Source organism: Kribbella qitaiheensis (assembly GCF_042657745.1).
Taxonomy (GTDB): Bacteria; Actinomycetota; Actinomycetes; order Propionibacteriales; family Kribbellaceae; genus Kribbella; species Kribbella qitaiheensis.
This window is the reverse complement of the sequence record NZ_JBHSKE010000065.1, coordinates 83,150-96,637: the sequence shown is the minus strand read 5'-3', so window position 1 is coordinate 96,637 and position 13,488 is coordinate 83,150. Positions and strand designations below refer to the sequence as shown.

The window sequence follows — 13,488 nt, the reverse complement described above, 5'->3', positions numbered from 1 at the left end:
CATCGCCAGATCACTCCTCGAGACCGGTGGCTTCAGGCCCCGACTACACCCTGGATCGTGAAGAGCCGAATTACGTCACCAGCGTAACTGATATACGGTACGACACCCTGCGCATCTGGAGTACCGCCTAACTGTTGCTGCAGCATGCCAGGCGCATACCGTCGGTCGGCATCGGTCGCCGGGCGCACGACGCCGTTATTACCAAGATCGATGCGACCGGCGGCTGGTAGCAGTACTCCAGTGAACGCAAACCTGGCTTTTATCTGAGCCGTCCGCCCACCGAGAACGCGACGCACAATGGCTAGCTGCCTCAGCCCTTCAGCAACGAACCGTTCCTCTGTGGGATTCGAATCCTGAATCTCTCGCCACGCCGCACGAAGTGTTAGCGTCGGCAGACGGGCAAGGAATACGGGGCCGCCATGGCCTGTATTTAGGTACACTGCGGCATATACACCCATGACGGGATGTGTTCCACGGAAAAGTCCGCCAAGGACCGTATCTGCGCGGACCGCGTGAATGAATACATCGGCAGCTGGAAGAGCAGCGATCAACGTAGATATTTGTTCGTTTATTTCCTCCAAGAATGCCGTAGGTACTGGCATCCCAGGAGCAGTCAGGACCTCCATCGGCATCAAGAACGCCGGGTAGACCTCCCGAGCGAGGGCGACGAACGTCGCTTCAACCTCGTCCGCACTGGCCGGCGCAGGCTCAACTGCATCGCTAGTCAGCTTGTGCAGCAGCATCGCGTTCGACTGTCCATCGCCGAGCTGCAAGAGCCAATGCCGTAGCGCCTCGCTAATGCCCATCTCATCAATCTCTTGGGGCATCGCCTCTCGACGAGTCGACAACGCCTCGATGACTTGCAGTTGCTCACCGCCTAGCTCAAGTTCTCCGTCGAGGATCGCCCTCACCTCTGCGCTGTCACGGTTTAGGAGATACCCGAGCAGAGGCATGCCCAGCGCAGCCCCCAGCCATGCTAAAGACCCTCGCTCCGGCGCGGCAGGCTTCTCGTCCATGGAAGGAATAGTCTCTGATCATGCACTGCAAGTACACGCAACGGCCACGGACAGGACCTCACGCCGGCTGCGGCGGGCGGATCGATCACCGCAGGCACCGACGGACGCTCTAGTCCGTTCGCCGGGTCGATCGTCAGCGAGGCGCGATCATGCCGCCCTGCTCACCATGCCAGCCACGGGATATTCGGTTGGGAGCACGGTCGACCAATCGTGCTGCCCTCGCCTCCCAGGCTTGGCATCCAGGTTGCAACACTTCATGCGTGACAGCCAGGGTCAACTCTGGTTGCGGAGAGAGAATGTCGAGCAAGGTCGAACCGAGTGAAGCTGGTGTGACGTGGCCGCAATTGTCTCCATGACCGAGACTTGCCGATGGAGACCGGCGGCCGGCCGGTCGGATGCAGGGAGATAGGCAACCTAACGGATGTCCACGCCGGGCGGCACCCCCAACACGACCGTAGAACTCCTCCTTGAAGTCGAGGTCGAAATCCTACACGTGGTTCGTTACGAGGGCTTGACGAGGTCGGCGGTGACTGTCGCTCGAGCTTGCTCGTCTTCCGCGACGCCAACTATGATGACGCCGCCTGCGGTGTCGCGAGTTCAGCAACGTCACCGGCCAAGCGGTCCAGCTTCGCGGAGTCTGACCGAGCTGATGGCGTGAGTAAGTCGGGCGATAGCGCTACTCAAGGACTCCGGCGTGGTTGCTGGCCCGCGTGGGAAGAGGCCGAAAGTCATCGCAACCAAGGCGGACAAACCCACGGGGGCTGGCTGAGGAAAGCCCCACCCGGCTGCTCGTGCTCAGACATACGTTAAAGCTGCGACGCCGCGCCGCAATGGGCGGCATGATGAGCGCATGTCTAATGAGCTGGAACGCGGCCACCCACGGGTCGGTACGTGCTGGTACGAGTCCAATCCGCGTGGTTTCCCGGCGATGGTCCACGACACTGGTACCGAGATCGAATTGGTCTTCACCTTCGAGCGAGACGATGACCTTGAACGCATGACCCTCGGCCGAAGCGTCATCTGGGCGGATGATCCCGAATTCAAGAAATACGTGTATTCCTTCCCACATGTCGTATGGTTCGCAGACTCTCGTGGGCACCTGTGTCTCGTTGGCCCGTACAACACGCGCTGCAGCATAGGAGCGATGCGTGAGGGACGGGTCCGATTCCGGTACGCCGTCCAGACAGGTGACGAGGGGATCAGTTATGGCAGCGTCAACTCGCTACGCTCACGCGTCGAAGGGCTTGAGGAATGGATGGCAATTGGCTCTGTCAGCCACGAACGCGTGCATGACGGTAGCAGCGGCGCCACTGATGTAATCAGACTCAAGCGGCAGCAATCCGTCACCTTTTCGCGCCGTCTCAACGCCACGCTGCAACCTACGTACAACTTCACCATCTCAAGGATCCCCGGACAGAGCCTCATCGGCGACAAGATCCACGTCCACACCCGCGCAAAGAAGGCTCGCGACTGGAACGAGCACCTCAAGCTGCATCGAAGCGTCCGGGACCTACTAGTAGTCGCCGGATGGCGGCGCTACGGCGTGTTCGCCGTCGAGGTGCGTCGTGACAGTGACCCAGTGCGCGCACTTGCCCGCAACGTCCTTGGGCCGCGGTGGGCAGCAGTGACCACCTACGATCTCGAGGAGCCGTCCGGGCGGGGCATGCGCAACCGGTTCCTGTTTGACTATGACAACATCGGAACCGCAGGACTCCGCCGCTGGGTTCGTCTCCGTGACCAATACTGGCGCGGCATCGCCGGTATGATTCACGCGGTCGGCATACCAGGCGTCGCACTCGAAACTGCTCTATCGGACGCGGCCGCCGCACTAGAATCCATCGGCTACTTGATCGCTGTTGAAGCTGGCGACGCGCCTGGGCAGAAGCTTCGCCCGCACCTGCGGCGTATCACTACCCAGATCAAGGCCGAGGTAGGTTTTGATCTGGAGCAATGGCTTCTGCGACTTGCCGATGTCTACCGGAGCGTGAAACATCCCGACCAGCCAGACCCAGACCCCCTCCTGCTTGCAAACACACTCCGCGAGACGCAACTGGTGTTCCGGGTGTGGGTGGCCACAAGACTGGGAGTGCACCCCGACATCATCCAACGCAACCTGCGCTTGGTACCCATGAGCCAGCCCTACGAGCGTCCGTGATTCCGAGAGCCGCACTTCCAGAGATGAATGCGCACCCGGCACAGACGAACTGACAGAGGTTGGCATGAACGGACGGCAAGACAACTACGACACGGACTACAACGATCTCGGAGCAGCCTGGGAACACTCGCCACCTGAAGGACGGACTGCGGTGCTGGAAGGCGGTCGCGGTCTCCGGGACACGCGCGATGGCGCCGCCCATCGGCTCGATGGCGATGAGTGTGTACGGAGACGGTACCCGCTTCATTGCGTCGACGAGTACGTCAATGAGCTCGTCGCTCAACTCGTTGACGAAGTTGGCCTTCCAGTAGTTGAGCCGCCCGGGCGGGAACCGCGGCTCGACGATCCGCTGGATGTCCACGTAGGGCTGCGGCCGGATGTCGTCGAGCAGCGGCGTGCCGAACGTCCGCAGTAGGCTCGGCATCCTCCGCCGGCCCGTTGACGACGGCTCGCCAGCCGACGCGTGGCACCCCGTCCGGACCGGTGGCGAGGCCGGCGTAGACGATCACGCTGTCCGGAGCCTCGACGCCGAAGCCGCGTTAAAAGCGCAGCGATTCGCGGGCAGCGCTCAACGGGTGCGCGATCCGGCCGCCCAGCAGGACCGGGCCTACCTTGTGCAACCGGAACTCGAACTCCGTGGCGACGCCGAAGTTGCCGCCGCCTCCGCGAAGCGCCCAGAAGGGGTCCGGGTGCTGCTGCTGGTCCGCGTGCAACGTCGTGCCGTCCGCGGTCACCACCTCGGCGGATAGCAGGTTGTCGCACGCGAGCCCGCAACTGCGCATCAGATGCCCCAAGCCTCCGCCCAGGGTGAACCCGGCGATGCCCGTGGTCGGGATGAGCCCTCCCGTCGTGGCCAGCCCGTGGCGCTGGGTGGCCTCGTCGAAGACACCCCAGGTGACTCCCCCTCCGGCCCGGGCACGGCGAGCCCCGATGTCGACCTCGACGGCCTGCATCGGGGACAGGTCGACGACGAGGCCGTCGTCGCAGGTGGCGTTGCCGGCGACGTTGTGGGAGCCGCCGCGGACAGCAACGCGAAGTCCGCCGACGGAAGCGAACCCCAGGCAAGCAGCCACGTCTGCGGCGCTCGTGCACCACGCGACCGCCGCCGGTCGACGGTCGATCATGCCGTTCCAGACCCGACGTGCAACGTCGTACTCCCGGTGCCCGGGCGTAACCACCTCACCGGCGATCTGAGCGGCGAGCCGGCCAGCGTCGATGGGCGACACGAGAGCCACCTCCTCACGGTAGGCGCGCGGGGAGAACCTGTCAGCTAGGGATGACGGCGCTCACCAGCAACAGGCAGTCACGAACCTGAGCCCGGTGCCTTGGCGCCAGGCGCGGACTCCGGCTCACGCTACGTCCGACCCACGTGACACGGTTCATCACGCGGGCTGGAGTCAGTTCGTGCTGCTGGACGTGGCTAGCGGGGGACCGCGGTGATACCTCTGAAGCCTGGAGATGGCGGAATCCATGCCATCGCGCAGCTTCGCCCGACACATATTCGCTGCCCGCTACTCGGGTGGGATCGGCACCGATACCGGCGTGACAACTCCATCCCATGACACGAGCAGGTACGTCGCGGGCGACATTTCCGCAGTGCTGAGCAGGCCAACGTCGACCGCCTCGTGCGGCTGTACTGCAGCCGTGTCCGACAGCGTGTAGATCGATGCAGCCGGTCCAACGGATACGTTGGCAGCGGCGGCCTCCCCGACGTTGCGGAGTCTCACGACATCAGGTCGTGATCCGCGCTCGACCTCCCAACCCACTGTCGAGGCGCTGGAAGTGGTCGCGTCCGTTGCCCGGACGCCGCGCTGGCGCGCTTGCTGAACTAACTCGTTGCCGCGCCGGGTCTCGTCTGCCTGGTCGCGTGCTGCGTCAGCGGAGCGTTCGGCGGCTGCTGCTGATCTCTCGGCCGCACTTGCGCTGTGCTTCGCGAAATATGCCGCGACTAACGCGACCATAAGTGCCGCAGCGGCGAGAATTGCAGACCACAGTTCGACCGACATGGTGTACCCCATCCGTTGTACCGAACATGAATCTACGCCGCGACTCTGTTACGCGATGGGATGGGCTCCGTGCCGGATGCTCGCGTGGCGCCGCCGGGCGGCCCGTCGGAGAGAGTCGCCGGCGCGCAGTCGGTCGCAGCGCCAACGACCACCGCTTTTGGGGCACGCGGAGGGCACGGTCCAGCGATTCGTCCCACCTAAGAATGTTAGATGTCGGGAGGTTGGATCTGAACTCACAAATCACCTCCGGAGTTTTCCGTTGGGGCCCCTGCCCGTTTGCTCTACCTTCGGCTAGCTCCTCGGCGGTGTGGTGATGCGGGGAGTGTTCGTGTAGGCAACTGCCGGATCGGCGTGCCATCACGCCTGCACCGGCCAGGATGGGCGCGGGCGGACCGCCAATCTGGCCGACACTGCGAATCGACTCGGCCCAGTTCAGTCCCTGGAATTGTCTGAGTTCGGCCAACGCTCAGCAGTTCAGCGTGGGAACAGTGTGGGGAACAAAGCGGAGTTGAAGCGCGGCTACTGGAGTCAAGATCGCACGAAGTGGCGTTAGCCAGGCACGCCTGGAGGGGCGTAAGTCGGCGAGGTGCTTCAGTTTCCTAAACCGTGCGTCGCAGGTTCGAATCCTGCCGGGGGCACCAAACAAACGCAGGGGCTGGCCGCGTCATCCGCCCTTCGACTGGTTCCGCCGAGCTCCGGAGAACCTTGGCGGAACCTCAGTGGAAGGGCTCACCCGCGCCGCGGTACACCCTTCCGGCGAAAGAGAATCACCGTGACGAGCGAACCGACGGCGAAGAATCCGGCAGCCCACCAGTACGCCGTGGCGTAGCTGTGGATCGTCGCATTCGCCTGCGCCAGCGGGCCGACCGAGTGCGTCAGCAAATAGCTGACCGCGGCGCTGGCGGCCAGGGTGTTCAGCAGCGCGGTACTGATCGAACCACCGATCTGCTGAGCGGTGTTCGCGCTGGCCGAGGCCACTCCCTGATCGCTCGGCTGTACGCCGAGTGTCGCCTGGCTGATCGCCACCGGCATCGACATGCCGACCCCTGCGCCGATCACCAGCAGCGGCGGTAGCACTTGCTGCGCGTAGGTGCTGTGCAACCCGAGACGGGTCAACCAGGCCATACCGACGGCCGCCGCCAGCAGGCCGATCGGCACGATCACCTTCGGACCGAGCCTCGGCACCAGCAAGTTCGTGGACAGCTGCGCGAACAACATCACCATGGCGATCATCGGCAGGAACGCGATGCCGTTCTGGACAGGTGAATAGCCCAGCGTCCCCTGCAGGTAGTAGGTCAGGAAGAGGAAGACGCCGAACAAGCCGGCCGACGCGATCAGGGCCGCGAACAGGGCGGCGCCGCGGTTGCGATCCGCCACGATACGGAGCGGCAAGAGGGGGTGCCTCGCCCGGGACTCCCAGCCAACGAACGCCAGCAGCAGGACAACCCCGGCAGCCAGAAACCCCCAGACCTCCCAGTTGCCCCACGGATGCGTCTCGGCGTTGGCGAAGCCGAAGACGGTGCAGAACAGGCCCACGGAGACAATCAGTACGCCGGGGACGTCCAGCTTCGGCCGCTGCGTAGGAACCGCGCGGCCGAGGAACACGATTGTGCCGGTCAGTGCGATCACCGCGAGAACGTCGTTGACATAGAGCGTCCATCGCCAGTCCAGGTACTGCGTGAGCACCCCGCCGAGCACCAAACCGATCGCGGCGCCCGAACCGGCGACCGCGCCGTAGATACCGAATGCCCTGGCGCGCTCCTTGGGGTCGGTGAACGTCGTGGTCAACAAGGACAACGCCGTCGGAGCGAGCAGGGCACCGAAGCCACCCTGGATCGAGCGCGCGATGACCAGCATGGTGAAGCCGGTCGCCGCGCCACCGACCGCCGACGCGGCAGCGAAGCCGACGATGCCGACGATGAAAGTCCGCTTCCGCCCGAACAGGTCGGCCAGCCGCCCCCCGAGCAACAGCAGGCTACCGAACGCCAGCGAGTACGCGGTGACGATCCATTGCCGGTCGTCGTTGTTGAAATGCAGGGCCTTCTGCGCGGACGGCAACGCGATACTGACGATCGTCGCGTCCAGGATCACCATCAGGTAAGCAAGGCTGATCACAGCCAAGACCCACCAGCGGCTCTTCTGCTTCGCGTGGGGTGCCAGTGCGGCGCCGGCGTCCACCGCAGCCTGACCGGACGGCATAGAGATCCTCCTCTCTGGCGACCAACTGGTCCGGGCGAGGACAAGCCACAACCCTCCTAGCAGCGTGGCCGGAAGGAGCAGCCATGTCCTGCCTGCCACCCGCAGATCGCTCCCCCCGGCAACACGACAGTTCAACCCCTGCTACCCGGGGGACCAAGTGGCGCGTCGGGCCCGCAGTACGGCGTCCGGGCACGAGCCGCTCGAGCGCCGTAGGGGAGCGTCTGCTGGAACGCCTTGCATGGAGCGAGTCCAGAGGTCGACCAGACCTGGCGACTCGGACAGATCCAACCCACCTGACAGAGGCCGCCGGCCACCGAGACCACAACACGCGGGCGTGGATCTGCTGATCGGAGTCTCGCAAGATTCGATCAGGGAATGAGAGCGAGCTTTCCGCCGGTGTGTTCGCTCTTGAGCAACTCGAGGGCGGCGATGGCCTCGGTGAGCGGGAAGGTGCGAGCCACCGGCACAACGAGAGCGCCGTCAGCGGTCAACTGAATCAGGTGCGATCGGATCGAATTCCGATACGCGGCACTCGCGGGCATAGAGCCACCAATCGCCCGGAATCCGTGCTCGGTGGCCTGCTTCGCGGCGGCTATCGTGACGATGCGGCCGAGATCGTCGACCAGGGCGAGGGACACCCGAACCGCCTCGTCCGTGCCGACAGTGTCGAGAGCGGCGTCGACACCGTGCGGCGCCAGGTGCCGGACGCGCTGCAGAAGACCGTCACCATACGCGACCGGCTCGGCGCCAAAACGCTCGAGGACGGAGAAATTCTTCTCGCTTGCCGTACCGATCACCCGGGCGCCGAGGAGCTTCGCCTGCTGGATGACGCTGACACCGACCGCGCCAGAGGCGCCGTGCACCAGCACCGTGTCTCCAGCCGCAACCCCGGTGACCTGCGCCATTTCGGAAGCGGTCGCCCCGGCAAGCAGCAGGTTGGCCGCCTCCGCAAAGCTCAGGTTGGCCGGCTTGGCGAAGACGTCTCGGGCCGGGACTGTGAGCGACGACGCGTATCCGCCCGAGACGCGGTACGCGAGCACCTCGTCGCCGATCGTTCCGTCTCCCGAGGCGATCCGGGTGTTCGGACCGACGGCCGTGATCACCCCGGCCACCTCGAAACCGATCGGCATCGGCAGGATTGAACGATCGGAGCCAGCTGCGAAGCGCTTGTAGTCGGCGGGATTCATCCCCACGGCGCCCACCTCGATCGTGACCTCGCCTTCGCCCGGCGCGGCAACGTCGACCTCCGCGAGGTCGAGGACCTCAAGCCCGCCAAAGTCTGTTGCTACCCAGTGCACCGCCACGAAAGAAACTTCCTTGTACGACTTCGTCTCCGCACGCTATGTCCGGCACCATCGCCCACGATTCCCGCATCGACCGGGCTGGTCTTCCCGGCAGGCCGCCAATCCCCTTTACCGGCTAGCAGGAACCTGGCACTGACCCGGGGTGCGGAGCCGCACGCGGACGCGTCTACTGCGTCACAGCAACTGCCTGGCAAGCCACCTCGGCAGGGTGAACGCGACGATGCGGTTCCTGATCATGGGGCTGTTCCCCCTCGGAGCCGGGCTCGGGGGCGTCATCGGTGAGCTGATCGGCGTTCGGGCGACTCTGCTGGTCGCCGGTGTCGTCATTCTCGTCTCCCCGGTGCCGGTCTGCCGTTGTCTGCGCGGTATCCGGGACACCGAGGAGCTGAGCGTCTCCTAGCCTTGCTGGGCGGTGGTGGCGATGCCGTCGAGGATGTGGCGCTGGCCCTACTGCGAACAGGATGATCATCGGAACGGTGGCGATCACGCTGGCGGCCAGAGCGATCTCCCAGCGATAAGGCCAGTGCGCCTCTCGAAGTGGTCCGTCACGCTTTGCGCAGCCGTGCTGAGCTTGGTGGTGCGGGGTTGCCCGACCACCCGACACGCCCGCCGCTGCGACAGGCCGCGGCAGGTCTGCAGGATGACCGCTGCGGCGCGGCGGCGGGCCGGGCTCAGAGGTGCCACGCGCGATCTCCTTCAGCGCTGCCTTGTCCAGCTCCGCGTCTGCAAGCAGCCGCTTGAGGGTCGAGTTCCCCTTCTCCAGCTCCCGCAGTCGTTTCGCGTCGTCAGCCTTCAGGCCGCCGTACTGGTTGCGCCACCGGTAGTAGGTCTACTCAGAGACATCCAACTCCTACAGACCGCGGGAATGTCCCCAGCGCCATCCGCACCCCTTGTCGTGCCACCCACTGCCACAACGTTGAGCCTGAGTCGGGGGACTGCCCCGAGTTCAGTTGACTCGCGGGGTGTGGTGGTTCAGGCCGCGAGTACGACCGGTTGAAGTGTCTCAAACTCGCTAGGTGTGAGCTTGCTGAGCCGGTTGACGGCGCCGCCGGTGGTAAGTGGTCTCGATCCAGGACACGATCGCCAGCCTCAGTTCGGCGGCGCGGGCAGTCAGCGTGATGTAGTAGCCCTCGTCATCGCTGCCCACCCTCGGCTGCCCGTAGGGCGGCCACCGCGTGATCATGCCTGGCTTGGGTGGAGTCAAGCTGATTCGACCCTGGTGGCCGCGGCCGCCAGTGTAGACCGCGTGCCATTCGCCGTGGGCGAATCCACCGCTGGTGTTCTCGTCGACAGCGCCGTCTCCCTGCACAACGCCGTCGGTGGACATGGACTCGTTGACGATAGGTCAGCCATCGGTGTGGCCTCGCGGTCACGCGGGTCCGGCCGGCTGGTGCCGGTGGATCACTTCGAATCGGCCTTCGGTGCGGGGCCAGCCGTCGGGGGTGTCTTCCCAGTCCTCCTGGCGTCCGAGCGCGGTCAGGTCGAAGATGTTCAGGTCGAACCGCAGCCGGTCCACGCCCCGCCCGTTGGTGAAATAGGTCCGGAAAACGTCGTCGCCGTCGCGGAGGAACGCGCTGAGCCCGAATCCTCCGCCGGTACCACAGTCGGCGCTGAATGTGCTGCCGTGGGAGGAGAAGAACGGTACCGACCAGCCACGCTGTTGGCGGTAGCGTTGGATCTGTGGCATTGGCATGTCCGAGACCGTGGCGTAGGTGGTCTGGCGTTCGTGCAGATAAATCCGGCCGGCGACGGTGTCGGTGTTGTCGGTGTACGCCGTGCAGCCCGGGCAGTAGTCGTCCGGGCCGTTGTCCATGAACTGGTAGACCACCAGTTGCCGGTACCGATCGAACAGTTCGAGCAGGGTGACCTCGCCGTCCGGTGTGGCGAAACGGTAGTCCGCGCGGAACTGGACCATCGGCAGCCGTCGGCGCTCGGCGGCCAGGGCGTCCAGGGCATGGGTGGCCGCTTTCTCCGTCCCGAGGAGACGGTCGCGGGCCGCCTGCCACTGTGCGGACGATACGACTTCGGGCGTCGTCATGGTTGTCCTCCTCATTCGTCTCAGCCGGGTTCCGGCTTGGAAAGGTGTGCAGAGTAGGCAATTGAGCCAGCGCACGGCTCTACGACCTCCGGTGGGCATCGCCCGAAGCAACCGTCGCGGTCGACGTGCGTACGCCAGTCATCACCGCCAACAGGGTCGGGTGGTGGGTGCTCAGGGTCGGGGACGGATCGGTGGCGCGGCCCCTATGGATGCTCAGCGAGTCGGGCCAAGGCGGCGGTGCGGGGCCCAGCGCCACGAGCAGTAGTCGCTACCTATGCCACATCGACAGGATGACGCCGCACGACTCCCTTGTCTGTTCGTCACCGGGCGCGAGTCTGGCCCCTCGTAACGGCGCCGAGGCATGGAGGGGTGGGGAGCCAGAACATCGTCGAGTGACGTGACGCTGAAACTGCTGGCGATGGCGCTGACCACTTGCAGCATGTGCCTGTCACGGTGCGTCCTTGGCTGTCTGGTAGGTCGCCAGGATCGCGCCGGTCGTTGTCGGTTGGCTGTTTGTGAGGCGCAATGGCGTGGGCGCGCCGTCGTATAGGAAGATGCGCTTGCCGGCGCCTAGAAGGATCGGGTCGATCATCAGCCGAAGCTCATCGACCAGGTTATTGGCTAGGAGGGCGTGTACTAGTTGCGTGCTGCCGAACACGTGCAGGGAGCCGCCGGCGGACTGCTTCAACGCAGCGACAGACGCAGTGGCGTCACCTTGGAGCAGGGTGGAGTTCTGCCATTCGAGAGGCTCGGTGAGCGTGTTGGATGCGACGTACTTCTGCCGCGTGTTGAAGGGCTCTGCGAGCGTCTGCTCCTCTTGGGAGGCTTTCGGCCAGTGGGCGGCGAACGTCTCGTAGGTGCGGCGCCCAAAAATGAAGCTGCCCGCTGAGGTGATGTTGTTCATCGTCCATTGCATCGAGATGTCGTCGAAGAATGGTGTGTGCCAGCCCCCGTGACTGAAGCCGCCTTCGGTGTCCTCGTCGGGATAGCTGGGTGCCTGCACGACCCCGTCAAGGGTCATCCAGTCGATCACGATCAGCTTGCGCATTGTGGGTCTCCATTCGGTTGATGGTGTGGCTGTTAGCGCTTGAGCCGCGCGGCCGGCGCGATCAGGTATTGCTTCTCGGGCAGGCTGGTAGTGCGAGCCGCCGCGGCTGTGGCCTTTGGACGGGAGGTCGGGCTCCACCTGCTCGGGATTGCCCGTCATGCGCTCGAGCAGGCCGTACAGCGGGGCGATCTGCCCCAGTCGGTGTCCGTCGCGTGTGCGGCGTGATCGTGAACTGGGCGATGGCTGCGTGCATCTGGTATTCGCTGATTGACCCGTGTGACATGGCATCGGCGACGAGCGCCGACCTTCGGTGATGAGCGTCTCGTCCCAGAGGGCTCGGTCCTGTTGGTCCAGCGGGATGAGCGATCCGTCCGTCTGGTGCGCGCGCCGGGCAACGGGCGTCGATGAGCAGCATCAGCGCGAGCAGGCCGGAAACCTCGCCGTCAGTCCGGACCGCGGTGATGTGCGTGTCGCGTGAGACCGGTCCGTCGAAGCGCAGCCGCCGGTCGTAGGCGGTGAACTCGGGCTCCAACTCGTCCAACCCGTCGACGAGTGGCTTCAGCTCGGCGGGATTTGTCGTCGAGTCGATGGCCCGCATCAACTCGTCCTCGCGCTGGATGGTCGAAGGTGTCACCGAATGCAGGCAGACGTACCGCCCGCTCAGGTAGGCGTCCCCCTCCTCGTTGCCGGTGGCAACATCGGACCACTGGGCGATGAACCACTCCCGCAGGCCGTCGCCGTGCTTGTCCGCGAGCCCGAACAGATCGGCCGGGATCATCTCGGCGCCGTCCGAGCGGAGGTAGCCGGGCATCGGCAGTTCGCCGCCGAGCATGAGGCGCCGGACCGCCTCGACGTCACGACCCTGCTCGGCGCAGAGCTCGTCGAGAACCCGGAACTGTCTTGTCACGTAGGCGTCGTCGGCCTCGCTCATCGGGTGGTCGCCGTTGATCTCCAGGTAGCGCTGCCGAAGTTCGTCTCTACTCATAGCCGGAACGCTGAACCCGTGATGCTCCGGTGGCCGGCGAACTAGGGCGGCTAAATATGGTCGGCGAGCTAGGGGCGTTCGGCGCCGGGCCAAGGCGGGCGGGAGGGTGTGCAGGCTTCGGGCGAGCCGGATGGCTTCTGTCGTGAGGTCAGGAAGGGCCAGCTGGGTGCCTTCCGTTGTGGTGTACCCCTCGTTGAGGATGAGGTAGAGCACATGCACCACCGCACGCAGTCGTTGCGGGTGATCCTCCCCGCTCGGGATCTCGAACGGCAGTCCGGACGCCTTGATGCGCTGCTTGGCTCGACTGATCCGCTGCGCCATCGTCGCCTCGGGCATCAGGTAGGCCCCGGCGATCTCGGCTGTGGTCAAGCCGCCGACTGCTCGCGACGTCAGGGCGATGGCAGACGGTGGCGTCAGCGCCGGATGGCAGCACATGAACAGCAGCTTCAGGGTGTCGTCCTTGTCGTCGACCTGCGGCGCCGTGGGTTCTTGCCGGGCGACCAGGTCTTCTTTGCGGCGCCGGGCCGCATCGCCGCGAAACTGGTCGGTCATGCTTCTCGTCGCCGTCTGGATGAGTCGCCCGGCGGGGTTGTCCGGCAATCCTTCTTCGGGCCAGTGCACGCTGGGCGCGAGCAGGGCCTCCTGGACGCCATCCTCGGCGGCGTCGTAGTCGCCCCAGCGCTGGATGACAGCGCCGGGGACCTGCGGCGCCAAAGAGCGCAGCAGCTCCTCGACTC

General features: G+C 65.2%; 10 protein-coding genes and 2 pseudogenes. 2 read left to right on the top strand and 10 right to left on the bottom strand.

The window, feature by feature from the left end:
• Positions 1 to 32 precede the first annotated feature (32 nt).
• Positions 33 to 1,016 (bottom strand): hypothetical protein, encoded by a 984-nt coding sequence (locus ACFPJ1_RS37090; RefSeq protein WP_380110984.1) that lies wholly within the window; start codon positions 1,014 to 1,016, stop codon positions 33 to 35.
• Between the two features lie 850 nt (positions 1,017 to 1,866).
• On the opposite strand from ACFPJ1_RS37090, the gene ACFPJ1_RS37085 reads away from it, so the two are divergent.
• Positions 1,867 to 3,171: an ApeA N-terminal domain 1-containing protein gene (locus ACFPJ1_RS37085; protein WP_380110983.1), complete on the top strand. Its 1,305-nt coding sequence runs from the start codon at positions 1,867 to 1,869 to the stop codon at positions 3,169 to 3,171.
• Between the two features lie 539 nt (positions 3,172 to 3,710).
• Here the strand turns inward: ACFPJ1_RS37085 and ACFPJ1_RS37080 are convergent.
• The 4 genes from ACFPJ1_RS37080 to ACFPJ1_RS37065 form a co-directional block, all read right to left on the bottom strand.
• Entirely contained in the window at positions 3,711 to 4,406 is a 696-nt protein-coding gene (locus ACFPJ1_RS37080; RefSeq protein WP_380110982.1) for an FAD-binding oxidoreductase, read from the bottom strand.
• A gap of 276 nt (positions 4,407 to 4,682) precedes the next feature.
• On the bottom strand, positions 4,683 to 5,177 hold the full coding sequence (locus ACFPJ1_RS37075; RefSeq protein ID WP_380110981.1) for a hypothetical protein: 495 nt from the start codon (positions 5,175 to 5,177) through the stop codon (positions 4,683 to 4,685).
• A 729-nt stretch (positions 5,178 to 5,906) separates the two neighbouring features.
• On the bottom strand, positions 5,907 to 7,376 hold the full coding sequence (locus ACFPJ1_RS37070; RefSeq protein WP_380110980.1) for an MFS transporter: 1,470 nt from the start codon (positions 7,374 to 7,376) through the stop codon (positions 5,907 to 5,909).
• Positions 7,377 to 7,744: 368 nt separating this feature from the next.
• Entirely contained in the window at positions 7,745 to 8,680 is a 936-nt protein-coding gene (locus ACFPJ1_RS37065) for an NADP-dependent oxidoreductase (RefSeq protein WP_380110979.1), read from the bottom strand.
• A 220-nt stretch (positions 8,681 to 8,900) separates the two neighbouring features.
• Here ACFPJ1_RS37065 and ACFPJ1_RS37060 point away from each other — a divergent pair, with 220 nt between their 5' ends.
• Entirely contained in the window at positions 8,901 to 9,080 is a 180-nt protein-coding gene (locus ACFPJ1_RS37060; RefSeq protein WP_380110978.1) for a hypothetical protein, read from the top strand.
• Positions 9,081 to 9,256: 176 nt separating this feature from the next.
• Here ACFPJ1_RS37060 and ACFPJ1_RS37055 read toward each other — a convergent pair.
• The 5 genes and pseudogenes from ACFPJ1_RS37055 to ACFPJ1_RS37035 all read right to left on the bottom strand — a co-directional run.
• A pseudogene (locus ACFPJ1_RS37055) lies at positions 9,257 to 9,592 on the bottom strand (transposase); the annotation flags it as partial.
• Positions 9,593 to 9,652: 60 nt separating this feature from the next.
• Positions 9,653 to 9,779: pseudogene (locus ACFPJ1_RS37050) on the bottom strand (IS3 family transposase); the annotation flags it as partial.
• Between the two features lie 270 nt (positions 9,780 to 10,049).
• The gene (locus ACFPJ1_RS37045; RefSeq protein ID WP_380110977.1) at positions 10,050 to 10,718 is read right to left on the bottom strand and encodes a DUF899 domain-containing protein; all 669 of its coding nucleotides are present in this window, start codon (positions 10,716 to 10,718) and stop codon (positions 10,050 to 10,052) included.
• A gap of 448 nt (positions 10,719 to 11,166) precedes the next feature.
• Positions 11,167 to 11,766, bottom strand: a complete 600-nt coding sequence (locus ACFPJ1_RS37040) for a dihydrofolate reductase family protein (protein WP_380110976.1) — start codon at positions 11,764 to 11,766, stop codon at positions 11,167 to 11,169.
• 61 nt (positions 11,767 to 11,827) lie between these two features.
• A complete protein-coding gene (locus ACFPJ1_RS37035) occupies positions 11,828 to 13,465 on the bottom strand; it encodes a DUF6058 family natural product biosynthesis protein (protein ID WP_380110975.1) in 1,638 nt (545 codons plus the stop codon).
• Positions 13,466 to 13,488 lie beyond the last annotated feature (23 nt).

Coding starts and splice junctions, on each gene's coding strand:
- ACFPJ1_RS37085 (WP_380110983.1), top strand. CDS start 1,867: ATGTCTAATGAGCTGGAACGCGGCCACCCACGGGTCGGTACGTGCTGG.
- ACFPJ1_RS37070 (WP_380110980.1), bottom strand. CDS start 7,376: ATGCCGTCCGGTCAGGCTGCGGTGGACGCCGGCGCCGCACTGGCACCC.
- ACFPJ1_RS37075 (WP_380110981.1), bottom strand. CDS start 5,177: ATGTCGGTCGAACTGTGGTCTGCAATTCTCGCCGCTGCGGCACTTATG.
- ACFPJ1_RS37040 (WP_380110976.1), bottom strand. CDS start 11,766: ATGCGCAAGCTGATCGTGATCGACTGGATGACCCTTGACGGGGTCGTG.
- ACFPJ1_RS37045 (WP_380110977.1), bottom strand. CDS start 10,718: ATGACGACGCCCGAAGTCGTATCGTCCGCACAGTGGCAGGCGGCCCGC.
- ACFPJ1_RS37060 (WP_380110978.1), top strand. CDS start 8,901: ATGCGGTTCCTGATCATGGGGCTGTTCCCCCTCGGAGCCGGGCTCGGG.
- ACFPJ1_RS37090 (WP_380110984.1), bottom strand. CDS start 1,016: ATGGACGAGAAGCCTGCCGCGCCGGAGCGAGGGTCTTTAGCATGGCTG.